Origin of the sequence: Desulfofustis glycolicus DSM 9705, assembly GCF_900130015.1 — a bacterium.
GTDB lineage: Bacteria > Desulfobacterota > Desulfobulbia > Desulfobulbales > Desulfocapsaceae > Desulfofustis > Desulfofustis glycolicus.
The window spans coordinates 1-24,183 of the sequence record NZ_FQXS01000037.1; the positions used below are offsets into that span (position 1 = coordinate 1).

The following is a 24,183-nucleotide window of genomic DNA, read 5'->3' on the forward strand; positions in this document are numbered from 1 at the left end:
GCCCTTGCCATGCAGTGCATCCGCTTAGGCAAGCGAGGCCGCTTCTTATAGCGTGGTCAATCTGGTCAACAAACTCGAGCAGGAAAAGCTGGCCGGCAGAGCTGGTTCACTGGCCAGTCGCCTGGCCAATATCGACTTCGTCGTGCTTGATGAACTGGGATATCTGCCGTTCTCCCAGGCTGGCGGCAGTTTGTTGTTCCACCTGGTCAGCACATTGTACGAAAGAACCTCGCTGATCGTGACCACCAATCTGAGCTTTGCCGAATGGTTCCAGATCTTCGGCGATGCCAAGATGACCACCGCCTTGCTGGATCGGTTGACCCATCACTGCGATATCATAGAAGGCTCCTCGTCATTTCGTGTGGATTTGATACATAAGATCAAATCCACACGAAATGACGAGGAGCCTCAAGAATCTTTGTCCCATTGAATGTTGTTCTTCGTTCGGTCGAAGTGCGGAGCAAAAACGGAAAGTGCCGCGAAACTTTGCCCCTCCTTTAAAATGGGACCGTGGAGTGTAGCCTTGGGAATGAATACGAGATCACCTTTTTTTATATTCTTTGTTTCTTCACCGACCATAAAATCTACATCGCCTTCAACAATGACGAGCAGTTCATCATGGTCGTTTTGGGTGTGAAGCGCGTTGCCGCTATCGGTAATCACGGCAACATTGGCTGTCAAATGATCTCCGTCGAAAACAAACGTTCTCTTGATGGGATCGATCTTTGTAGATCCATCAGCTTCAAGGGATGCGATGATTTGATTCAGATTTTGAAAGTACGTCATATTTAGTTACCTCATTACTGGATGTATTGATTTGCCGCCTAACGTATCCTTCATCAGTGGCAATGGGGCTCAGCGGAATTGCCACCCGAATGTTAAGGCATTGTTAGCGGCGATAATTATTTACTATATGGACAGGCCTTAATGCAAATTCCACAAATCGGAGAATCGATATTAGGAAGTTCTGCAAATTCAACGGTTAGCTTAGAAACACATTTGTCGAAATGCAAAGCCTCATTTCTATTTTTATATCGGTCTTCAGTCACTACCCCTTTTATAGCTCCAACCGGACAGGCATCCTTGCATTTGGTACACGCGCCACAACGATTTTTCATTGGTAGGTCAATCTTCAAAGGAGCATTTGTTAATATCGTGACCAGTCTGATACGAGAACCAAACTTTGGTGTGATTAGTAGAAGATTTTTCCCCTGCCAGCCAAGACCGGCCATCCGGGCAACTGCTTTATGGCTGATAGCGCCATACCACTTTTCACGATCTACAATTTGTGAGGCGGGTATCGGCAAGCCGGAGTAGCCCTTATTTTGCAGATGTCGGGAAGTCTTATAACCTATTTCATCCAAAATTCGATTGATGGTTTGATAAACGACATTATATATCGGCGTCGGTTTGTCGTGTATAGTATCAAACACTGATTTTGGAACCTCGACCCCCGCGGATATGACATGTGTGAAAGAATCGAGAAGATTCTTTGGTTCTGTGTAGATTCCTTGGAGTGATTCGACATCAGTAAAGCCAACAAGATCAGCCCCAACAGACTTTATAAAACCTTTCAATTGCACTGAATATTCCATTTCTTCAGTCTTCCCTGTAATTGCCTTCGCGATATCCCCAGGTATTCAGCGGTTTTAGTTTGATTGCCTTTACATTTCTGCAAAACCCCGAAAACAATATTGCGATTCAACTGCTCGATATCCAATCCGTGATCAGGCAGGTTCTGAACTTCGACCAACGACGGAAGATCTCCAAGGTGATAAGTGTTTGATATTGTTTTTGTTGCCAGTTCATCAAGAAAGTTAAGATCTGATAAATCTATATTTCCATCTGATTTCAGTAGAGATAACCGTTCCATTGCATTTTTGATCTGGCGCACATTGCCGGGCCATGAGTAGTTTTTCAGGAATTTTTCCGCATCGGAAGAGAAGGCTTCGAATCTTTTCCCTTGCCGCTTGAATGCCCTGCTTGCAAATCGATTGGCAAAAGGGAGTATTGCATCTGAGCGAAGACGCAAAGGTGGAATTTTAATATTACCGGTACTGATTCGATAGTAGAGGTCTAGACGGAACTTTTTTTCCTTTACCGCTTCTTGCAGATCGCGGTTGGTAGCGCATAAAAATCTTATATTAACCGGGACCTCTTTGATCCCTCCAAGTCTGAAGAATTTTTTTTCTTCAAGAACCCTGAGCAATTTTACCTGTAGGTTTATTGGCATCTCACCAATTTCATCGAGAAAGACAGTCCCGCCTTCGGCAGCTTCAAATTTGCCGATTCTTCCACCTTGGGCCGCGCCCGTGAATGCGCCATGTTCATGGCCGAACAACTCGGACTCAATCAATGCTTCACTGAGAGCACCACAATTAATTGCCACGAAGGGAGATTCATTGCTTATTGGATTATAATGATGAATGTATCGAGCGATCAGTTCCTTTCCTGTGCCGCTTTCGCCCTCGATAAGGACGGGAACATTCCGGTCACTACTGTATTTTTCGGCTTGATTCAATACTCGCCTCATACCTTCTGAAAACACGCATAATTCACCTAACCCGATTTCGGAGAGGTAAGCGTCTCTGAGTCGCTCAGCTTCGCCTCTGCAAGAATGAACTGCTTCATCAATTCTGTCCTTGAACTCCTTCTTCAACTTGATGTAGTTATTTCTTAGAACTGCGTACTCTTCAGCGCGTTCCAAGGTAATGGCAAGCTCTTTGACGTTAATGGGTTTTTGGAGGTAGTCGTAAGCGCCGTATTGTAGGGCTTTCACCGCGCTATCCATATCACCGTGCCCGGTGAAAACAATCACATCAATGGGAGAACGTTCGACTCTTTTTATCTGTTTTAAAAGCTCAAGTCCTCCCATAATCGGCATACGGATATCGGTTATGACAATCTCAAACGTGTTAGAATGGAAAAGCTTCAAGCCTTCTTCGCCATTTTCGGCGCAGTTGACCGAATGGCCCAAACGTTTGAGAAAACTGGACAGGCTCAGGCGGATGTCCGGTTCGTCGTCAATTACCAGGATATTCATTGCTTTTCTTCTGAGTCGGAATTTTTACAATGAAGGTTGCACCGCCATTCTGATTGTTGAAAACATCAAGCTTGCCATTCATGTTGGCGAGGATTGTTTGACATATACTGAGCCCCAACCCGGTGCCTTTACCTACTTCCTTGGTCGTGAAAAACGGGTAAAAAATTTTCTCAAATAATTCGTCCGGGATGCCCGTTGCGTTATCGGCAATTTTGAGGAATACGGTATTGTTTTCTGCGCCTGTTTCAACGCAAATTTCCCACTGGCCATGGGGGCAGCCATCAAAGGCCTGTCGGGAGTTGATCAACAGGTTGGTAACGACCTGTTCAAGCTGGTTAGCGGGAGCCATGACTGCCGGCAGGTTTTCCTCTAATTGGAGATGGACGGTAATATTGTGTGCCTCAAACTGCCTTCCTATCATAGAAAAAACCGTTTCCACCGCTTTATTGATTGAGACATTTGTGAAATCAGCCGATTGATCCTCTCGGGAAAAGTTCCTAATGTTATTTATTACCGTGGACATGCGCGAAACCTGCTTGGAGATCATCTCGATATTATCTACAAGTTCATCCCGGCCCATTCTCCACCCTTTTTCATTGCCGTACAAAAAACCTTCCGTAACAACGCGTATCGTGTTCAGCGGCTGATTCAGTTCATGAGCGATACCGGCAGCCATGATACCGAGTGATGTGAGACGTTCCTCGTGAATAAGCTTCAGCTCATTCTCGCGCACCCGGCGGTCCATTTCCTTCTGCTCCGTAACATCGTCGATTACGAAATGAATCACCTGACGGTTGTCGTGAGGAATAAGTTGTGCAAGCGCATTGAAATAAGCAGTTTTCCCTTCCCTCACAGCCTGAAATTCAAACCGTACCAGCTTTTCCTCACCCCATAGAAGCTTGGGCATAAGATTGCCAACTGTCTCATCTTCTTCTAACTTGACCCAATCCTGGAGGTCAGCGAGACAGATATGATCGCTGGTTTTACCGAGAAAATCTTCAGCCTGTTCATTGGCATAGATGACATCTTCATTGTTGACAAGCAGGATTCCCACACCAGCAAAATCTGCGATGCTCCGATACATGGATTCAGAACGCTTTAGATTCTCGCGCATCTGCAGTTCAATGGTCACGTCCCGAACTGCGTGAATGGCTCCCCAGAGACGATTATTGACATCGTAAAGCCTATTAGTATTGGTCCGCAGGTAAGCGCCGCCTCCAGGCAGTGCAGGGCAAAACGCAAGTGCATTGACATGATCTTTATCTTGTTCGAACTCGAAATAGGTTGATTGCCACTCAGTATCTTTATTCATTATCAAATTTGCCACCATTGGCCTGCGTATACCGTAATACGGAAGCGATGATTCATAATTCCCCTTGCCGATGAGCTGCTCAGCTTTCCAACCGGTCATCAGTTCATTGGCTTTGTTCCAGTATATGATATTCTCGTCCGTGGTCATGATGAATGAAGGGTTTGGGATCGAATCGAAAACATCTTCCAACCGTTTTGTGGCATCGATCGTCTTGAGCCATAGATTGAAAAGATTTCCAACAGCCGAGAGAAATTCAAGGTTACCATCTATATCCTGACGGGGAGTCGCAAGAATTAGGATCCCGTATGGTTGCTCATTCATCTTCAGGGGGACGATATATATATTGTGGTCCGCGAACCACGTATCAAAACGGCACTCACTGAAGCATTCCGCAAAATCGGTATTTAGCATTGCCCAAACTTGGGCATCCATCTTCCCCGGTTTGAGAGTTTCGGGAAAAAGAGGTGTCAGACTATCCTTTTCATGCGCAGAACCAATCTTCTTCAGATAATACGAGACATTGTTGGTGTAAAAACGTTTATAAAGGGCAGCGCTAGTGCCGTCAGCTGCGGTGATAATTTTGTGTAGACTCTTCTGTACTGGTTCTGAATCTGGTATGGCTTGCAAGAGCAACTCGGATATTTGCAATAAGGCACAGAGATGCTGTTTGCCCGGTTCAGTTGATTTTATACTATCCATAATTCTTATCTATCAAGCTTTCTGGAGCACGGGCATAGTCGTCTCTCTTCCTGTGGCTTTTCAAAGTATTCGGCAGAATCCACTATCCACCTTGCACTTGCAAATAACGTTCCCTTAATCATATCAAACTGCAATCCGTCCACACAGTAGTATTCCTCCATCTGCGCTGTTAATCAGATGACTTTCCAGACCGACCCATGATTGCACCAGGTGGTGCAACTGCACGAGATGGAACATGTCCGTCTGTGCTATGGCTTCTAGCGATTGAGTGGATCTCTTGAGTCTTTTCAGGGAGAAATAACAACCCACTCCTCCGTAGGAGAAAAAAGCAATTATATTGATAAGTTGTTTGTCGATTTACAGTATTGTCCAGTGGCCTTTGTCGTATTTTAATCATTAAGTTCTGGCGTGGGGCTCGCTTTCGTTTCATGAGTCACCTCTTCTCAAAAGATTGAATGAAACTGGTTCCCAAAAAAAGGACATGGATTGGATATGAGTATTAATATCGTAGGGTTCACTCGAGAGCGGGGAAGGGCAGATTTTGGTACTGCCCCCAATGGTGCAGTGATCGGCTCGAGATGCGGCGATGACATCTATCATCGGCTTCTTGAGAAAGCCTGCGAGAGATTAACAACTAGCTGTTTGTGCATTGTAAATTTATGTTCTGAAAAACGGTAGGTTCCTTTCTGAAATCCTGGATCGTTTATTGCTAGAGAGCTTAATGATGGATATTAGGACGCCAAATCCTAGTAGCAGGATGGTGCGTAAAAGATAGATTCGACCATATTAATAGACAATCGGTAAAGCCTTCGAGCATCGGAAAGGAGAATATAGAGGAAAATGATTATCATCGGGGAAAAAATTAACGGCTCCATTCCCTTGATGGGGAAAGCCATCCAAGAGAAAAACGAATCATATGTCGTTGAATGTGCTCAAAAACAGGCTGATGCGGGTGCTACATACATTGACATTTGTGCGTCGGTTCCAGAGGAAGTTGAAGTTGAAACCCTTAAGTGGCTCATCGAATTAGTGCAGGCAGTCACCGATGTGCCGATTTGTGTTGATAGCCCAAGCCCTCGTGCCATCATTGCAGCACTACCTTTCTGCAAAACCGTAGGATTGGTCAATTCCGTCTCTCTAGAGGGCGAAAAAATAGATACCATATTCCCAGTTATCGCCAACACCAAATGGGAATGCATCGCGTTACTGTGTGATGACAAGGGCATTCCAACAACGGTGGAGAAACGTTTGGCGGTTTTTGATGGTATTATGCAGAAGGCTGAAGAGTATCAGATTGAGTCTTCCCGATTGCATATCGATCCATTGGTTGAAACACTGTCTACCAGCGGGTCTTCCCTAACCACATTTGCCGAATGCACCAGGGAAATCAAAAAAAGGTTCCCGGACATACACGTGACGAGTGGGTTAAGCAATATTTCATTTGGCTTACCGGTCAGGAAACTGATCAATCAGGCATTCATGGTATTAGCCCTTGGGGCCGGGATGGACAGCGCAATTATCGACCCGACTAACAGAGACCTGCTGGGGTTGGTTTATGCAACCAAGGCTCTGTTGGAACAGGACGAATACTGTCTGGAGTATATCGCCGCCTATAGAGAAGGGTTGATTGGACCAAAGAGTAAATAAAGAGTTCAATAACGGAATTCTCGTTCAATCTACTATAGGAGTATCGAAATCATGTCTAAGATTCAGGAGATCCAAAGTGCCGTTGAGTCCGGAAAAAAGAAGATAGTAAAAGAGCTTGTTGAAGAGGCCCTGCAGGAAGGCTTGGACCCAGTTGCTATTTTAAATCAGGGAATGATTGAAGCTATGGGCAACATTGGGGAAAAGTTCAAGACCGGAGAAGTTTTTGTCCCGGAAATGCTGGTTGCCGCCAGAGCGATGAAAGCAGGAGTAGAAGTTCTCAAGCCGCACCTGGCAGGTGGGCAACATACTACCGTCGGAAAATTCATCATTGGTACGGTAGAAGGCGACCTACATGACATCGGAAAAAACCTGGTTGCCATGATGGTAGAAGGCTCCGGTTTTGAGGTAATTGATCTCGGTGTTGACGTCTCACCCGAAACCATCATTGAAACCATCAAAGCAAACCCTGACTGTTGCATTGTCGGACTATCTGCCTTGTTGACGACAACGATGCCCAGCCTGAATCGAACGATTGCAGCAATCACAGAGGCAGGCCTAAGGAATCAGGTTAAGATTATGGTTGGTGGCGCACCGATCACCCAGGACTTCGCCGATACTATCGGAGCAGACGGTTATGCAGCTGATGCCGCCTCGGCCGCTTCACTTGCAAAAGAAATGATTGCTTCATAAACAAGAAATTTCGGAGGGCTATGCGATGAACAGTCGAGAGAGGCTATTTTGTGCCTTGAATCATAAAGAACCAGATCGTATCCCGCTCGATCTTGGAGCCGGGTGTTCCTGTAAGTTCACTGGTTATTTCTACGTCAAGCTATTGGATTACTTCGGGATACAGGAAGATCTAGTATATAATCACATCCCTTATCAACTGGTCTCAGCGTCCGACAAAGTTTTGGATTTGTTAAAGTGTGACGTTCGATCGGCAACGCTTCATCCGATTCCTCAAAGTGAAAGTCCCTATGCGAAGAAGTGGGAAGACGAGGATAGCTACTATTTAACCAACAGCTGGGGAGCGCAGTACAGGATGCCGAAACAGAATGGCTTGTACTACGACCTCGTAGGCGGTGTCCTGCAAGATGCAGAGGACGAGGAAGACGATGAGAAGTTTGTCTGGCCTGTTCCTGACAAATTTCCTCTGGCTGATAGAAAACAATTGGAAGATTACCACGCTGTTGGTTTAGCAACCACGCTATCAGAACAGTTCGGTAACGGTTTTTTACAACAGGGTCCGCTGATGTGGGGTTTTGAAAACTGGTTTGCCATGCTGCTCACCGAGCCTGAGCGTTGCACCGCTTTCATGGATAAACTCTTGGAAAAGAAAATTGAATATTATGCCAATATCTTTGAAACCTACAACGGAGTTATTGATGTTTGCAGTGAAGCTGACGATTTTGGAGAACAGCGAGGATTGTTCGTGTCTCCGAAAATCGTTAGAGATATGATTCTTCCTTATCATAAAAAACTTAATGAGTTTATCAAATCCAATGGCGTCCCTTTCATGACGCTTCATACCTGCGGTTCGGTTGAGGCAGCCCTGCCGGATATCATTGAAGCGGGTTTCGATTGCCTGAATCCGGTACAGATTTCAGCAGCCAATATGAGCCCTGAACATTTGAAGAAGACATACGGCAAGGATATTACCTTCTGGGGAGGAGGAATCAACACCCAATCTACCCTTCCAAATGGTACTCCGGAACAGGTCAGAGAAGAAACCAAGAGAAATATGGATATCTTCGGTCAAGATGGTGGGTTCGTCTTCTCAACCGTGCACAATGTCCAAGATGATGTCCCGATTGAAAACTTTATCGCGATGTGGGAGACGTTTCAGGATAACTGTAAATACTGATGAAATTCCTGAAATTCATAATTACCTGCCTTGTTGCTGATTTTTGAGCGTGGCTGGTAGTAACCAAGAAAATGGAGGCGCAGAGGATGAAGAAGGTCATTTTGTTCCTGACAGCAGCAGCGATGTTAGCTGTAATGACGACCGTCAGCGGTGCAGCGGACAAACCGGTCAAGTGGCGGATGCAGGTCATTCACAGCAATTCCCATTCAGACTTTCAACAGAATGTAGCAGTGGCCGAGCGAATTAAAAAGGCAACTGGAGGCAGACTAGAGATAGAAGTTGCCCCCAATGGTACGTATGTCTCCAGTCTGGAGGGTTTTCAGGCCTGCGGAGAAGGTGTCTTCGAGATGCATTCCAGTTGGCCGGTATATGCCAAAGGTGTGGAGTATGCCTTTTTGCCGCTGTCCACGGGCAATCTGCAGATGGACTCGCATGATCGTTATATCTGGCTGTATGAGGCCGGCGGGTGGGATATCATGCAGAAAGCGTTCGACAAGATCAATCTGAAACTCCTGGCGATCGAGGTCTGGGGTACCGAAGTCCTGATGGCCAACAAGCCCTACCAGTCGCTGGATGACATGAAAGGGACCAAAATGCGGACCTCGGATCCCCGTTTACTGGCCGAGAAGGGCATCGCCGGAATTACCCTCCCGTTGGAAGAGGTGTTCACCGGCTTGGCTTCAGGAACCGTCGATATGGCTGAATTTGGCCATCTTAAATACAATATGGGACTTGGCTTGACCGATGTGGCCAAATATGGCATCTGGCCGGATTTCTGGAACGTCCATTTCGTCACCACCGTAGTGGTCAACAAGGATGCCTGGAACAAGCTGCCCGAAGACGTGCAGATGATCGTCGAAATGGCCTTCAAGTCAGACGAGTTCAATCACTGGACTAAAAGCCAGTATAACAGCGCTGTGGCGATGAAGGAATTGTCGGAATCCGGAAAAATGGAGTTCATCCGGATGGACGAGGCGCAATTTGTCCCGCTACGTCAAAAGATGTATGAGATCGAAAAATCAGACGTTGAGAAATTCGGCGGTCTGACCGAAGAAACTTATAACTCCATTTATGATTTTTGGTCCGTCTGGTACCCGTACAAGACGAAAGCCGCCTGGTGGGGCCAGGGACTCGAACCTCAGGAGCAGATGGGCTTTGATCCCGCCAGCAGATAAAGATTAACCAGCAAGTGACAACCCCATGCAGCCGAGGAGTTCGGTCCCGGCTGCATGGTTTCATCAATGGCATAGTTGGGACAGATTAACCAAACTGCTTTGGGGAAATTGCGGGATTACAGGTAACCGAAAACCCGCAATATGAGCTGAGTTGAACCTGTGTTTGCTCCCGTAAAGAGGGGGGTAAGCACAATGCTAACCGGAAACACCGAGGGCTCAATGTTGGAAAGAATTCTGAGGATAATCGACGGGCTGAGCGTTTTCGTGGGTAAGCTTTTCAGCTTCCTGGTTCTGCCGGTCATGCTACTGGAGGCGGTTGAAGTGGTGCTGCGTTATGTATTCGACTCTCCTACTGATTGGAGCTGGGAACTGGCGACCCATCTTTCGGGAGCGATGTTCATTATGGGGGCCGCCTGGGTACTCAAAGATGACAAGCATGTACGCACCGACCTTTTTTATGCGAGATTCAGCAGGAAAGGAAGGGCTATTTTGGATCTTTTTTTCTTTACCGTCATTTTTTTCAGCTTTACCGGGGTCTTGACCTTTAAGTCCTGGGACAAGGCGATCTACTCCACCAAGATTTTCGAGCGTACCTTCAGCATGTGGGGGCCGCCGCTGTTTCCGCTAAAACTGATCATTGCCACTGGCTTTACCATGTTACTGCTTCAAGGACTGGCGAAGTGGAGCAGAGATCTGCATTATCTCATTACTGGACGTGAAATATGACACCGGTAGAAGCGCTATCAATTGTTGGCATCATCTTTCTTGTTGTCCTTTTGCTCGGACATCCCCTGGCGTTTACGCTGGGCGGCCTGTCCGTATTGTTCGCTGCCACCCTCTGGGGAAACGTTGCCGCCCTCAATCTTTTCATGCGGACTACCACCAGTATTTGCACCAACATCGTTTACGTCGCGGTGCCGCTATTTATTTTCATGGGTACGATACTGGAACGCTCGGGGGCGGCGGAGGATCTTTTCGAGTCGATGTATATCGTTCTGGGGAGGATTCGCGGCGGCCTGGCTATTGCTACCGTAGTCATTTGTACGCTATTGGCGGCAGCAAGCGGTATTATCGGCGCTTCCCTGACACTAATGACCCTGTTGGCGCTGCCGTCCATGATCAAATACAATTATGATCGCGATCTGGCTACTGGGACCATCATGGCTTCCGGCTGTTTGGGAACGATAATCCCCCCAAGCATTATTCTGGTGATTTATGGGGCTCAAGCCCAAATTTCTATCGGGAAACTGTTTGCTGGCGGTATCGGTCCGGGACTTCTGCTTTCCGGGCTCTATCTTGCCTATATCATCATTCGGGTTTGGGTCAAGCCTGACTCCGCTCCCGCCATCGATCCTGAAGAAGCTGCCAAATTCAGTACCAACCAAAAAATCATAATGGTGCTGAAATCGGTGCTGCCGACCCTGGGGCTTATCTTCCTGGTTCTCGGTTCGATCATCCTTGGCTGGGCCACCCCGACAGAGGCCGCCGCACTTGGCTGCACTGGTGCAATCCTGATCGCGATTTTCAATAAAAGGCTCTCTTGGGCGATGATCAAGGAATGTTGCTATTTGACCATGCGAACCAATGCAATGATCATGTGGATTATTCTTGGCGCTTCAATGTTCACCGCCGTTTTCCTGGGTTTAGGGGGAGGCGACCTTATCAGTCAAATGGTAAACAACCTTGAGATTAGCCGATGGCTGGTGATGATTTTCATTCTCTTTCTGCTGCTTGTCATGGGAATGTTTATCGATTGTTATGGCGTACTGCTTATTGGAATTCCTGTTTTTACACCAATTGTCGACCAACTGGGTTTTGATCCGCTCTGGTTCGCCATCATGTTTGCGGTTATGATTCAGGCTTCCTATCTCTCGCCGCCATTCGCCTATGCTGCTTTTTATGTCAAAGGAGTCGCGAAAGAATCAAATATTGATATACCAATCGGTCAACTTTATTTTGCCACCGGCACCTTTTTGCTGCTGCAAATGCTTGCCTTGTTGATCATGTGCTTTTTCCCAGGCATTATCACCTGGCTGCCCGCAAAAATTTATTGAGTTTCTCGGCAGAGCTTTTGAAACTCTCTGCCGAGACCTTGCCGTCAGCAACTGAAAAACCGTCGCACTATGAGTTGGTATGAGCGTAGACTCTCAAAATCATAAAAAGCCGTGATTGCCTGTCAGGTGATGCAACCGCATGTGAATATGGCCGGAAGAACAATGAAGATGGAATTGTCACCTGGCATCCATATCGTTCTTATCGAGACCTAAAGTATCTATAGTCCCGCTGCGTGCAATCGGCCGAGTGGTTTCTAAAAATAAATCTTAATTACGTATAATCTCTGTCCGCGAGTCTGACGGTGATATGTTTTTCTCATCATAGAACCGAGCGAGGTGGTTAAGCGGGATTTCGTCCCCCATGGGTTTTAACACCCTGCGCGTTAATCGGACTTCATCTGCAGCGAATCCGGTCTTCTGTTGGGTCGTAATTAAATCTTCACCATAGATCAAAAAAATATATCAATGAGCAAATTGTTGCAACACCACGAAAGTACCTGTCAGGTTGTGTTCCAGCCGATGGGGATACGGTGTAGGGTCCCCTACGGTCGAAAGATAATGGATGCAGCTGCTGACAATGCTATCAAGTTGCGTTCTGACTGTGGGGGTCAAGGACAATGCGGGAAGTGTGTAGTCAATATTTATCCCCCGAGTAAGGTATCGCCACCAACCGACAAAGAATACAGATTATTGTCGCCAGAACGCATCAAAAAGGGGGATCGGCTGGCATGTGAAACCGAGGTTCTCGGAGAAATCTCTGTATCATTGTCTAAATCGGTTCTCGATAGTGGGGAAGCAATTGGAAAAAGCCTTGAAGGGAATGTCTTTTCCGTTGATGAAGGACGTGTCCAATCTGACCAAGAGGAAGGCGCATCGCTTGGAATCGCTATCGATATCGGAACAACAACACTCGCGCTTTACCTCTGCGATCTCCGGTCAGCAAAGATATTGAGTTCAATTTCAGAGGCTAACCCGCAAAGACGCTATGGAGAAGATGTAATTAGCCGAATCGCGTATACAAATGAACACGGGGATGGAGTTGAGGCTTTGAACAGCCTCCTGCTGGAAACTATTAATGCGATGATCGCTCAATGTCTCGAAAATATAGGACACCCCAAAGAGGAGGTAGAAAGGGTAACGGTGGTTGGCAATACTACCATGCAGCATCTGTTTACCGGGATTCACCCCGGCAAACTAGGTGTCGTGCCTTATATGCCTGAATCTTGCGAGGCTCAAAATTATCGGGCAGGCGACCTTTCCCTCGATGTCGACCAGAATTGCCCTGTATATGTATTTCCTGTAATTTCAGGATTCGTTGGAGGAGATACCGTTGGTGTCATGCTCTCTGAAAAACCGTACCAAAGAGATGAAGTTACTCTGATTCTGGACATAGGTACCAACGGCGAAATCGTCCTGGGAAACAGACAGTCAATCTGGGTTACCAGCTGCGCAACTGGTCCGGCACTAGAGGGTGCGCATATTAAATGCGGTATGCGGGCATCTTCCGGAGCAATAGAAAAAATTTTCATTGATCCGGTAAACTACCAGGTGCACTATGAAATGATAGGCGACAACCGGGCAATGCGTCCAAGAGGACTCTGCGGATCTGCGATTATCGACGCTGTTGCCGAAATGCTCAAAGTGGGGCTGATCGTTCCGAGTGGTCGTCTCCGTGAAGGGTTGCCAGGAGTGCACTCCGACGAAAAAGGTGTTGGCCGCACATTCGTTATTGTTCCAAGTGAAAACGGACAGGGGCTGGACTCGATAGTACTTACGTTGCCTGACATTCGACAGGTGCAGCTAGCCAAGTCGGCTCTATCGACCGGGATTAAATTGCTGATGAAAAAATCGGGATTCAATAAGGTTGATCGGTTTGTTCTGACTGGAGCTTTTGGTGCCCGTTTTAATTGGCGTAATGCAGTCGATATTGGGATGCTCCCTGACAGCGTCTACCAGTCCGATATCTCAGTGGTTGAAAATAGTGCAGGTCGAGGGGCGGTTATGGCTCTGTTAGACGAGAGCCTCAGGGACGAAATCGAACGGGTTGCCCTTGGCGTTCACTTCTTCGAACTGGCAGATGATCCAGAATTTGCAATGGAATTCGCACTTCACACCTCTTTTCCGGAAATTTCCGATTTGAATGGTTGATTTTAAGCGTACACGTTTCGACAACAGAAATAATATCATTTTATTACAATCACATAATCACTCACAATGATGACTGTCGGTAGAGCAAGGAGCGCAAATTATAAGAAGGGCAACAGATAAGATGATTACTGTTGAGATAACTGCCGGTATCTGCGGATTGGTCACGATAATCCACGCTGAAGCTGAGAAAAATCTGGATTACATCGCTTCCATACGAATAGAAAGCGATTGTCCGAATTGGCAAAAAGTCGCAAAGATACTCGGAGAAGAAAAAATAAATGTATTAAAGGAATTGTTTATGGATAAAGACACCAGAACCCTAAATTCTCGAGTACTTGATGTAAGTCTCAATACTATTCCCCATGTTTCCTGCCCCGTAATCTCGGGAACTTTGAAAGCTCTGGAAGTCAGTGTTGGTCTGGCTTTGCCCAAAGATGCCAACATCCGGTTCAAAGCGTAGCATCCTGTAAGGAGATTCTATCGTGGATAAAATCAAGACATACTTCATTGGTTGCGGCGTACTCGGACCGGATGTGAAACACATCGCCCGGGCGCACGGTATCTTATTGAAAAGTATGTTGCTTCCGGGTGGTCTGCACAATAATCCAGGTCTACTACGGACAAGGCTACAGGAAGCAATCGATACGGCCTCGCAAGATGCGAGCTGCAAACGTATTATTGTCGGCTATGGCTTGTGCGGTAGGGGAACCGTTGGTATCAGGGCGCGCTCGGTGCCGCTTGTTTTTCCGAAAGTGCACGACTGCATAGCCCTTTTTCTCGGTAGCGATCAGGCTTACAGAGAGCAGTTCGCAAAATTTCCGGGGACCTTCTATATCTCCGCCGGCTGGTACCGGGAAAAGGAGAGGCCGAAAATTGAAAAGCATGATGATGAACAAATCTGGGTCGGTTCCGGGTCAATGGGATGCCTGGAACTGGAAGAGAAATATGGGGTCGAGCAAGGCAGGGAGATTATCGATTTCTTCTCCTCTTGGAAGGCGAACTACCAGCGGGCAGCATTTATAGACACCGGTACCAGCAAATCAAAGAAATATGAACGGTACGCAAAAGAAATAGCTGAACAAAATGGTTGGCAGTATGAGAGAATCAAAGGTAGGCTTGATTTGATCAGCAGACTGTTGAAGGCAACCTCGTCTGATAAACAGCTTTTGGTAGTCCCTCCCGGTCAGGTCACTGTGTATTCGGCCATTTACAACTGTCTTGATTCCACCCCTACGGTAAAAAACGTATCAGGGGCAGGAAGTGGGAGGGAGCCAAGATACCTTTATTTCGGGAGCAACAAAAAGGGTAAACAAGAGATAGACCGGCCCTCCGGAATGCCCAGGAAGAACTCCCCCCGCCACCGATTCGGTCTTGGTATCGATGCGGGTGGTACATACACTGATGCGGTCATCTACAATTTTGTGGATAAAACTGTAGTCAGTAAGAAAAAAGCGTTGACTACTAAGTGGGATTTCACCATCGGCATTGGTGAGGCATTGGCTGATTTTCAACAGCACACACTGGCTCGGGTGGATCTGGTTTCGGTTTCCACTACCCTTGCAACTAATGCCATTGTTGAGGGGGAAGGTCAGAGAGCGGGTATGCTGATTATGTCGGGACCTGGAGCAGCCTGTGACGAACTCGCCAGCTATGGTCCTTGGGCAGAAATCAAGGGGCAACTCTCCATTTCCGGCCAAGAGGTTCAGGCAATTGACAAGAACCAGGTACTTGAAGTAGCAAGAAAAATGATTGAAAAAGAAGGGGTTACGGCTTTTGCCGTTTCCGGCTTTGGCGGATCGGTGAATCCGACCCATGAACTCGAGGTCAGAAATATCCTGGTAGAGTCTTTCGGCATGATCGTCTGCTGCGGTCATGAGCTATCGGATCAGCTAAACCTTGTGGTACGCGCTCAGACGGCGTTCCTCAACGCCAGGATTATCCCGCGAATGGTGAAATTCTTCCACGAGCTGGAATCAATCTTTGCCAGTAGAGCGATACATGCCCCTATTATGGTGGTGAAAGGCGACGGCACACTGGTCTCTGTGAGAATGGCGGTGGAACGCCCGGTGGAGACTGTCCTCTCCGGTCCGGCAGCCTCCGTTGCCGGAGCAAAGCTTCTCACCGGGCTTGAGCAGGCCCTGGTCGTAGATATAGGTGGCACGACAACGGACACCGGAACTCTAGAAAACGGGTTAGTGAAGATTTGTAGCCAAGGGGCGAGAGTCGGGAACACCTCAACCCATGTTAAAGCGCTGGATATACGTACGGTTGGTCTTGGCGGCGATAGTCTTATCCGCTATGCCAAGTCGGAACTATACCTCGGGCCCAGAAGGGTGGCTCCGGTTTCCTGGGCCTCTACCCGTGACCCGGGAGGTATGGACAGGGCACTGCAATATATGGAGAAACATGTTTCAACCGAGTCTCAAACCAATTTTTCCCAGGTAATCCTGATGTCGAGTGAAAGAGGTGATCCCGAACACCCGCTTTTTCCCTTTCAGCCGACCAAACAGGAGCTGGAGCTTTTAGAACTTCTCTACAAGCGACCTCACTGTTTGGAAGAACTGGTACGGATACTAGGCCTCAATTCCCATCGTTTTTTAAATAGTCGAAGACTGGAGGAGTTCGGCCTCGTTCAGCGGTGCGGTTTGACACCAACGGACATTCTTCATCTAGAGGGCAGTTTCGTGCAGTGGCATAAAGAAGCTGCTGAGAGAATGGTGTCGATCCTTGCTCAGTTCTCCAAAAATGAACCCGCTGCACTCATCAGGTTGGTGCGGTACCGATTTGAAAAAGCACTTGCCCGTGAGCTGGTTTTGAAACACTTGGCGGAGGATGTGGAGGTCCAGGAAGAAACCGACTCCAGGTTACTTGAACATCTGCTGCAATGCATGCTCGGGAAGAAGGGAAGAACTTATCAAGTACGAGCCAAGTTTGATCACCCGATAGTTGGGATTGGCGCCCCCGCACCATATTTTCTCCCGGCAACAGGCAGGCTGTTTGATACAGAGGTTCTAATACCCAAAGATGGTGATGTGGCTAATGCATTGGGGGCTATTTCCTCCAATATTGTTATCAGAGAAACGCTGGAAATTAGACCAGCTCCGGCAGGCGGTTTTCAATTGCAAGGTATTGCGGGCCCTAACCATTTTAACGATATCGACGAGGTGGAGAAATTGGCCGTTGAACATCTGCTTCACAATATCTCTAGTAAAGGTCGTAAAGCAGGGACCCGAAGTGATGACGTAACAATGGAGATCAAGGATACCATCGTTGATACTGCGGATGGGGCCAGCCTCTTCCTTGGGCGTACCATTTCTGCAACACTAGTGGGCCTGCCCGAAATCTGACCTCCCTGAACCAACCTCAACAAAGGCACCATGAAAACCTCTGATACTGGGTAAGCATTACCGCCCGTGATGATCATGTCTGTATCCTTGCTGTTGACATATTCCAGTATCTTTTTATCTTTCCTCTTTTTTCGAATTTGTGACTAAAGATGCTACATGAATCTACACTACGGAAGAAATAAACTGGGTTTGGCGGAGGAACCCATAGGAAGCAGAGGCCAGCGCGCTACTTTTATCCTGATCGATACTACGATGGCCAACTGATATTTGGGTTGTTTCGGGGAGCGACTCGTGAGGTGGCAACCACGGTGATCATGGTAACCAGTTTCGGTAACATCGAAGTGGGAGGTGGAAATATCACAAATAATAGATCTCACTCAGATTTTAGTGGTCGCTAACCAGGGTAATCACAGTAACCAGACGTTGCTGTTGCTTCACATGATTTTTATAGGGATGTGAGTTCTAATCCCAATCACCCATCGAAAAGAAAGGCTTGAGGGGTAACCCGTAACCACTCTTTGGAGTGGTACATTGAAACTTGTAAAATGATGGCATTGCAGGACATTCGATCACGATGTCGAACGTCAAATTGCTATATGGGGCCTCACTTTTTGTGTTATATCAAGGCAATAACCTAAATTCCCGCCGCCTCCACCATTATTAATAAAATTTTATATAAAATCAATTACTTATAAAGCGTAGAAAATCCGAGGTTCGACACTTTTGTCGAACTGGTACATCAGATGGTCCATTAGTGGTACATTGCCCGCTAATGGACCATCTTTTTTGTTGCCTTAAGAGGTATAAAGATCCGCACTATTCCGTCTTCGTAATGCGAAATCACGGTCTCATTTGCGACGAGGCCTTGTCCTTGTTGCATTAATAAGTTAGGATAAGAGGCCTCATTTTAAGAAATATCATTGTTTCCGCCCAACCGTGAATACTTCACGGAAGAAGGTGCTATGAATCGTCAGCCCTATTCGTCTCTTTATTCTCTTTTATTTTTCGTCTTGGTCTCCTTGTTTTGGTCAGGCAAAGTTTGGTGCTTTGATAATGATGCCGAACGACAAATAGCCATGCTGGAGGCTGATGCGAAACAGTACGCGCTGACTCCAAGACAAATTCTGGAGCGATTGGATGTCATGTTATATGCCGACGACCGTTTTTCTCCCCGAGTCGACAGAAAAACAGGCACCTATTGGGTTAAGGAGGGCGAGGAAAAATACCTGAGAAGCAAAGAGGAAAAGGCCTGGATGTTAAAAAGAGCCCTGAAAATTTCAAACTTTGACAACATGTCCGTCGAAGATCGACAGCGTTTTTCGAAAATCGTTGATACCCACATGATCGGCGAAGAGATCGACAAACTGGAAACACAACAAAGACAGCTAGATTCAGCAGCTGATATTATAGCGTTTATTGACGAGGTAACGAGATCAGATGGAGAAACGGTAAAAAGAGTACTGGATGGAACAATCAGTCCTTCTGATATCCAGTTCGGTGCTACAGTCCTGGTACCTGACGTTACAGGTAAAAAAATAGTTGATGCTGTTGGGGCCCTCGAAAAAGCAGGGCTGAACATCAAAACACGATTGACCAAAACCAAATCAAATGCACAGGCAAATTTGGTATTTGCCCAAGATATCACGGCAGGGACGGACATCGCTAAAGATTCTGTCGTCACTTTGGATGTTTACATACTCGGCAACGATGATATTGAGCAGCTCAACGCACATTTGCTGGCGGCTGGCCTTCCTCCCGTGTTGCAGGGTCGACTCTATTCTCCGACGCTTGTTCCTCCGTATACGGTCGGCAGAAAAATTTCTGAAGCTGTTGATATGCTACAGAATTCGGGATTTAAAATATTAACAAGCATAACGAAAACCCGGATAAAATCGGCAGCGAATATCGTGTATGCTCAGGACCCGATGGGGAAAGAAGTTCCGAACGGTTCAGTGATAACGCTCAGCGTGTATGCGTTTGATGAAACTGCTGCCCAGGAAGCCTGTTCGGAAGCCTATGGAAACTATCGAACCGCTATGACCGGTTATGAGCCTGATTTGAACGAAGGCAGTATCATACTTGCCCAAGCTGCCGAGAACGAGTGTTGGTTTACTGAACGTGCGGAAAAGCACTATGCCAAAACCAAAAAGAGCTATGAGAAAGCTTTAACGGAGCAGGTACATGCGGAGAAGTTATGTCAGGAACTGTTTCAGGAATATAAGGAGAAGATGGCATCCAAAGGAAGTCCTGTTGATTTCAGCAAGGGTCGACAGATTCTCAGTCAGGCACAGCAGTGTGACTGGTTCGAGCGGGCTGAAGCCCATTATGTTCGATCCGAACAGAAATATCAGAACACGCTCGCACTGCAAGAGGATGAGCGACTCCAGAAGTATTGCAAGGATCTTGCAGCTAAACTCGATGATGCTGCAGAACAGATCCGGCAAACTGGGGATATCTCAGAGCTGAATTTCATCCTTTCGTCATCCCAAAACTGCGACTGGTATGAGAAAGCTCTTGTCATGGTGCCCTGCCTTGAAGGTGAATCAAAAGGAATGACCGCCTATAGGAATGGTGACTTGGATACTGCATCCCACTGGGCCAGGTGGGGAAAATCCAATAGTTGTGCTTATACGGAAAGGCTTTCGTCCCTGGTGAAGGAAAAGAAGGCTGATCGTGCCCAGCAGGCTTTAGCAGAAAAAGAAGCTGAACAACGTCAGAACTATTGCCACAATCTTGCGGCCAAATTTGATGCTGCCGCAGAACAGGTTAGGGAAAACGGGGATATTGCAGAACTCAATTTCATTCTTTCGTCGTCCCAAAACTGCGCCTGGCATGAGAAAGCGACTGCCATGGTGCCCTGTCTTGAGGGTGAATCCAAAGCAATAAACGCCTATAACAATGGTGACCTTGATACGGCATCTCAGTGGACTCGGTGGGGAAAATCAAAAAGCTGCTCATATGCTGGAAGGCTTTCCACGTTGATTGGAACTATGAAGGCGGATCGAGACAAACAGCAGCACTGCCGGCAACTCGCTCAACAATTTGATAACTCAGTAGCACAGGCGAACCAGGCGCTTGACTCATCAGTTCTGAAATCAATTCTTGCTTCCGCGGAAGGATGTTCATGGCATGCCAGAGTCAGTGCTTTGATCCCTTGTGTCGATGGTGAGTACAATGGTTTCAGAGCATATAATAGCGGCGACATGCCGAACGCATTATCCTGGAGCAATTGGGGTAAAAAGAACAATTGTTCCTATACGGCCAGGCTGGAAGGATTGATCAACCAACAAATCACCCTGCAACAGCAGCAGATAGTTCAGCAGAAACCTGGTTTTTGGGAGACCGTTGGCCAGGGATTTGCCAAAGATCTCGAAGCCTATAATAATAAACTGAGCGCCCAGATGCAGATGCAGACCCAGCGCTATGTAAACCAGGCAATCCAGCAGCAGTTCCAGGAAAAAGACGCTAAAAAGGCAGCCTCCCGGCAACCGCTTCAGCAGAAATCAATGGGTTCACCCCCACCAAAGACCAGGCAACCAAGTCAGACGAATTCCTGTGCTCACATTGATGCCCAACTATTAGCTGCATGTAACGCCCGGAATGTCCCCTTGGGAGAATCACTATATGAGCAGGCTGGCCGTATGGGGTGCAATCTTTCTCCGGCGACGGATTCCTGCATAGATCGTTATATCGATGAGTGGATGAGAAGCGTAGGAAGCTTTTGAGAATGACACGATTGACCTGTGCAACCATTTCAGTCCGGATAATTGGATTGTGAAAAGGCATTAATGGAACATGAGCGGTAGCGTTTGTGTTGTGCAAGATTGCCGATAAAGAAAATTGGTACTTAATCAAAGGGTTATGCAAGACTTAACGGGAGGAGTTTCGTGAGAAAGAAGACTTTCGTTGCCCTTCATGTATTTGTTTTTTTGGCGTTGTTGTGTGTTGCGCAAAATGCAACAGCAAACGATCATTTTAATGATCCGAAATTGAACCAGGCTTTACAAGATATTTTAGAAGGGTTCGATTTTGAGACGGCAACGTTGGATGATTGCAGGGATCCTTATGATAGGATGATGGTGGCGATCTCTGAAGGGGTTTTCGAAGGATCAAAATACTACTTGGCGAATGCTTATGGGTATCAGGGAATGCTCAGAATGTGTTTATCTCAGAACATGACGGATGAGGAGTTCCTTCAAAAAATTGGCCCAATACTTGAGTCATTTAAAATGGCCCAGAAAGCTGCACCTGATTGGGCGCCACCATATAGCATGCTCGGGAATATTTACCGTGCTTTGGGCAACTATACTCAGTCACCAACCGACTTTAGAGAAGCCGAAAGATTTTTAAAAAAGGCGCTGCAACTTAACCCTGATAAAGCTGAATACCGGGAAATGCTACGGGAGATTCAACAAAATCTGCCTGCAGATAAAGGCGCGGGCGGGCAGAGTAGCGGAAGTAAGAGTAACGAAGGATTTGAACCCATCCCTTTTGAGTAAACAATCGTGGCCACCATGCATTGATTCCTCGACAGGATTTTTTGCAGAAAGAAGGCAACCCGGGCTTATGCTACGATCCTCTGTGGAAAAGGAATGGCTGCCTGTCGGGAGCAAAAGCCATTCTTTTCTCGATTTACTTCAACCCACAAACAGCCTTCCAGAAACTCAGCAATGTCGGTATTCATCATTAGCACCAGTTTGCCAGCCGAACCGAAAATCCAGAATCAACCATCTATCATTTTGAAAATTCCCATCAAAATCAACGCATCACCCCAGAACAACTGTATTTTCTTCCCCGATTTGGTTACCATAAACCATAACCAAATCGACATCATAACCAAATCACCCCCAACGTCCAGTCACCCTCAGCAACACAACCGGTCATGAATATTCCCTCCTACGTCTATCAAAACGGCTTCTGCATCTACTATTTCCGCATCGCCATACCGAAGCACCTGAAACCTGCGTTTCGTAAACACGAGATCCGCAAATCCCTCAAGACGACGAACTACCACTTCGCCGTCAAAGAAGCTCGTCGTCTGGCCGTTATCACCGAGCAGCTGTTCCGCTCCGATACCTGCACGCTCGACGACATCAACTCGGCTTTCCGCTCTGGAGCGCGCAATACCCCCACTATGAATAACGTTCCTGATCGTGGTTACCGTGGTTACTCTGCTTACCGGACGTCGCAAATGAAACAAGATCAAATAATTGCGCGTACTGTCGCCGCGGCCACCTTGTTTTTCAAGGCATCTAAATGAAACCTGTTCTGCATCAACATCGAAGGGCAGTGCGAGGGATCTCGATAAGTTCATCGCCCACCAACACAAGGCTTACACCGGGGAATACCTCGATTCTTGTAATCCTTTCGAACTGCGCTCGTTCACTCGTTCACAGTTAAGCCGATGTTTCTCGACCGGCTCGATGCCGAATATGACTAGGAGAAGGGATGCTATGTTTCTAAGGGGTCAAATGATTGAACCCGGCCATCAGTAATCGGCACAGTAGGGAGTCGTTGACATCGCCGTCGTGTTACATCAACGGACCACTGCCCCTGCTTTATGACGCAGCTGCCGGAATGCTACCGGCAGTGCCGGCCATTTGATGGTTCTGCGTAAACAACACGTCACTCTCAGACTTTCGGGTTCGGGGGTGGGTGCATGCGACTCACACCACCTTTCAGGTGACGATCAGAAAAGGCCTTTGTCCCTCAGAAGAAATAAGGATTGGGTGTTGCAGTAGCTTTGTCTGTATTCATAGACGATATCTTGATACGAGACGGCCAGCATGTGGATACAGAGGACGGGACTGCCTGCAGCGAGACGAAGGTGCTCGGCTACTTCGCTGCTGGCCGAATCGGCCTGAAAGAATTCCTTGGCGTCTTTCGTCGTGATTCCAAACTGCTTTTCTACGGTCGTGTAGATCGTCTGTTTATCGAAAATATCCGAAGGCAGTTTGTGCATGTTTGGGAAAAGCGCATCGGGAAAATACGAGATGCTGAAAACCAGAGGTTCTTTGCCCGATTTGAAAATCCGTCGTAGGTAGATGAGGCTGCTTTCCGGCTCTATGTTCAGGATGCTGCAGATATCCGGCGCCTTGACCCTGCTCATGCCGAGGCTGCAAATCTGCAGGCTCTTATGGATTGAGTGAAAATCCTGCACATACCTGTAGTAGCGTAGGGTTTCATTCTGCATCGCCCTGCTGCGGACAAAGCTTCCCTTCCCGCGAATGCGCTCGAGAAAGCCTTTCTGAACTAGCATTTCCAGTGCCTTGCGAACTGTCCCTATGCTTATGCCGTATCGTAGGGCATACTCCTTTTCTGATGGGATTCTCTCTCCAGGCTGCCTATCGCCGCTGATGATTTCCTGTTCGATGTTCTTTTGCAGACGGTAATAGGCAGGAAGGCGATCATAGGCATCCGTCAGACCGGCTTCAGCAAAATCGCCAGATCCGCCGGTTCGCTTTTTTTTTTGTCTTATCTGCTGCATCAGCATCGTCCGCAGTGATTTGTCGATGAGTCGCAGGAATCCTATGCTAGCAGAATACGTAGGACCTGGGCCTCCGTTTAAGGCAGTTTCCTGCACTATAAACACAAGAGCATGAAAAACCTTAACCTTCTTTCTCATTTTTTCAAGATATCCTTCTGCCGCGAGGTTGCAGCGGAAGATTTTTTCTTCTGACGAGACGGCATATTGTGCAGGAAAAAGAGAAGGTTCCATGTAGGCGTCTTTTTTCAGAGCCTGCTTACGATGCATGTTATGGTCTGTTCTTTTTTTTTGGAAAATGGTGGGATTTCAAAAAAGGGTTGACAGCAGCAATTGTTAGGCGTAAAAAATCTAAACATATATATAACTATATGTTTGTTGGCCGATCCCGACAGAGCAGAGTGAAGAGC

17 protein-coding genes and 1 pseudogene are annotated in these 24,183 nt (G+C 47.1%); 13 read left to right on the plus strand and 5 right to left on the minus strand.

Annotated elements, in window-relative coordinates:
* Nucleotides 1-46 precede the first annotated feature (46 nt).
* Nucleotides 47-430, plus strand: a pseudogene (locus tag BUC26_RS19930) (ATP-binding protein); the annotation flags it as partial.
* Here BUC26_RS19930 and BUC26_RS19935 read toward each other — a convergent pair.
* From BUC26_RS19935 to BUC26_RS19950, 4 genes are all read right to left on the minus strand, one after another.
* Nucleotides 409-786, minus strand: a complete 378-nt coding sequence (locus tag BUC26_RS19935) for a cupin domain-containing protein (RefSeq protein WP_073378948.1) — start codon at nt 784-786, stop codon at nt 409-411. The pseudogene BUC26_RS19930 and the gene BUC26_RS19935 overlap by 22 nt on opposite strands.
* A gap of 116 nt (nt 787-902) precedes the next feature.
* Nucleotides 903-1,595, minus strand: a complete 693-nt coding sequence (locus BUC26_RS19940) for an epoxyqueuosine reductase (RefSeq protein ID WP_073378949.1) — start codon at nt 1,593-1,595, stop codon at nt 903-905.
* Nucleotides 1,574-3,043 carry a sigma-54-dependent transcriptional regulator gene (locus tag BUC26_RS19945; protein ID WP_073378950.1) on the minus strand — a complete coding sequence of 490 codons (1,470 nt, stop codon included), beginning with the start codon at nt 3,041-3,043 and terminating at the stop codon, nt 1,574-1,576. The genes BUC26_RS19940 and BUC26_RS19945 overlap by 22 nt, the downstream gene beginning before the upstream one ends.
* Complete coding sequence (locus tag BUC26_RS19950; RefSeq protein ID WP_073378952.1) at nt 3,024-5,054, minus strand: PAS domain-containing sensor histidine kinase; 2,031 nt, start codon at nt 5,052-5,054, stop codon at nt 3,024-3,026. Before BUC26_RS19950 ends, BUC26_RS19945 begins: the two co-directional genes overlap by 20 nt.
* 840 nt (nt 5,055-5,894) lie before the next feature.
* On the opposite strand from BUC26_RS19950, the gene BUC26_RS19955 reads away from it, so the two are divergent.
* The 12 genes from BUC26_RS19955 (at nt 5,895) to BUC26_RS20010 (ending at nt 22,549) form a co-directional block, all read left to right on the plus strand.
* Nucleotides 5,895-6,701 (plus strand): methyltetrahydrofolate cobalamin methyltransferase, encoded by an 807-nt coding sequence (locus tag BUC26_RS19955; protein ID WP_073378953.1) that lies wholly within the window; start codon nt 5,895-5,897, stop codon nt 6,699-6,701.
* A gap of 51 nt (nt 6,702-6,752) precedes the next feature.
* Nucleotides 6,753-7,391 (plus strand): corrinoid protein, encoded by a 639-nt coding sequence (locus tag BUC26_RS19960; protein ID WP_073378955.1) that lies wholly within the window; start codon nt 6,753-6,755, stop codon nt 7,389-7,391.
* Between the two features lie 25 nt (nt 7,392-7,416).
* On the plus strand, nt 7,417-8,565 hold the full coding sequence (locus BUC26_RS19965; protein ID WP_073378956.1) for a uroporphyrinogen decarboxylase family protein: 1,149 nt from the start codon (nt 7,417-7,419) through the stop codon (nt 8,563-8,565).
* A gap of 86 nt (nt 8,566-8,651) precedes the next feature.
* Entirely contained in the window at nt 8,652-9,740 is a 1,089-nt protein-coding gene (gene dctP / locus BUC26_RS19970) for a TRAP transporter substrate-binding protein DctP (protein WP_073378957.1), read from the plus strand.
* 219 nt (nt 9,741-9,959) lie between these two features.
* On the plus strand, nt 9,960-10,466 hold the full coding sequence (locus BUC26_RS19975) for a TRAP transporter small permease subunit (RefSeq protein WP_073378959.1): 507 nt from the start codon (nt 9,960-9,962) through the stop codon (nt 10,464-10,466).
* Nucleotides 10,463-11,794 (plus strand): TRAP transporter large permease, encoded by a 1,332-nt coding sequence (locus BUC26_RS19980; RefSeq protein ID WP_073378960.1) that lies wholly within the window; start codon nt 10,463-10,465, stop codon nt 11,792-11,794. Before BUC26_RS19975 ends, BUC26_RS19980 begins: the two co-directional genes overlap by 4 nt.
* A 519-nt stretch (nt 11,795-12,313) precedes the next feature.
* Nucleotides 12,314-13,942, plus strand: coding sequence for an ASKHA domain-containing protein (locus BUC26_RS19985; RefSeq protein ID WP_073378961.1), 1,629 nt, complete (start codon nt 12,314-12,316; stop codon nt 13,940-13,942).
* Between the two features lie 121 nt (nt 13,943-14,063).
* Nucleotides 14,064-14,402 carry a DUF6951 family protein gene (locus tag BUC26_RS19990; RefSeq protein WP_073378962.1) on the plus strand — a complete coding sequence of 113 codons (339 nt, stop codon included), beginning with the start codon at nt 14,064-14,066 and terminating at the stop codon, nt 14,400-14,402.
* Between the two features lie 22 nt (nt 14,403-14,424).
* A complete protein-coding gene (locus BUC26_RS19995; protein ID WP_084540803.1) occupies nt 14,425-17,289 on the plus strand; it encodes a DUF1638 domain-containing protein in 2,865 nt (954 codons plus the stop codon).
* 962 nt (nt 17,290-18,251) lie between these two features.
* Nucleotides 18,252-21,014 carry a PASTA domain-containing protein gene (locus BUC26_RS20000; RefSeq protein WP_073378965.1) on the plus strand — a complete coding sequence of 921 codons (2,763 nt, stop codon included), beginning with the start codon at nt 18,252-18,254 and terminating at the stop codon, nt 21,012-21,014.
* 162 nt (nt 21,015-21,176) lie between these two features.
* Nucleotides 21,177-21,788: a tetratricopeptide repeat protein gene (locus BUC26_RS20005; protein ID WP_073378967.1), complete on the plus strand. Its 612-nt coding sequence runs from the start codon at nt 21,177-21,179 to the stop codon at nt 21,786-21,788.
* A gap of 383 nt (nt 21,789-22,171) precedes the next feature.
* The gene (locus tag BUC26_RS20010) at nt 22,172-22,549 is read left to right on the plus strand and encodes a DUF6538 domain-containing protein (RefSeq protein WP_073378968.1); all 378 of its coding nucleotides are present in this window, start codon (nt 22,172-22,174) and stop codon (nt 22,547-22,549) included.
* 429 nt (nt 22,550-22,978) lie between these two features.
* Here BUC26_RS20010 and BUC26_RS20015 read toward each other — a convergent pair whose 3' ends face one another.
* Nucleotides 22,979-24,043 (minus strand): GntR family transcriptional regulator, encoded by a 1,065-nt coding sequence (locus BUC26_RS20015; RefSeq protein ID WP_073378969.1) that lies wholly within the window; start codon nt 24,041-24,043, stop codon nt 22,979-22,981.
* Between the last annotated feature and the right edge of the window lie 140 nt (nt 24,044-24,183).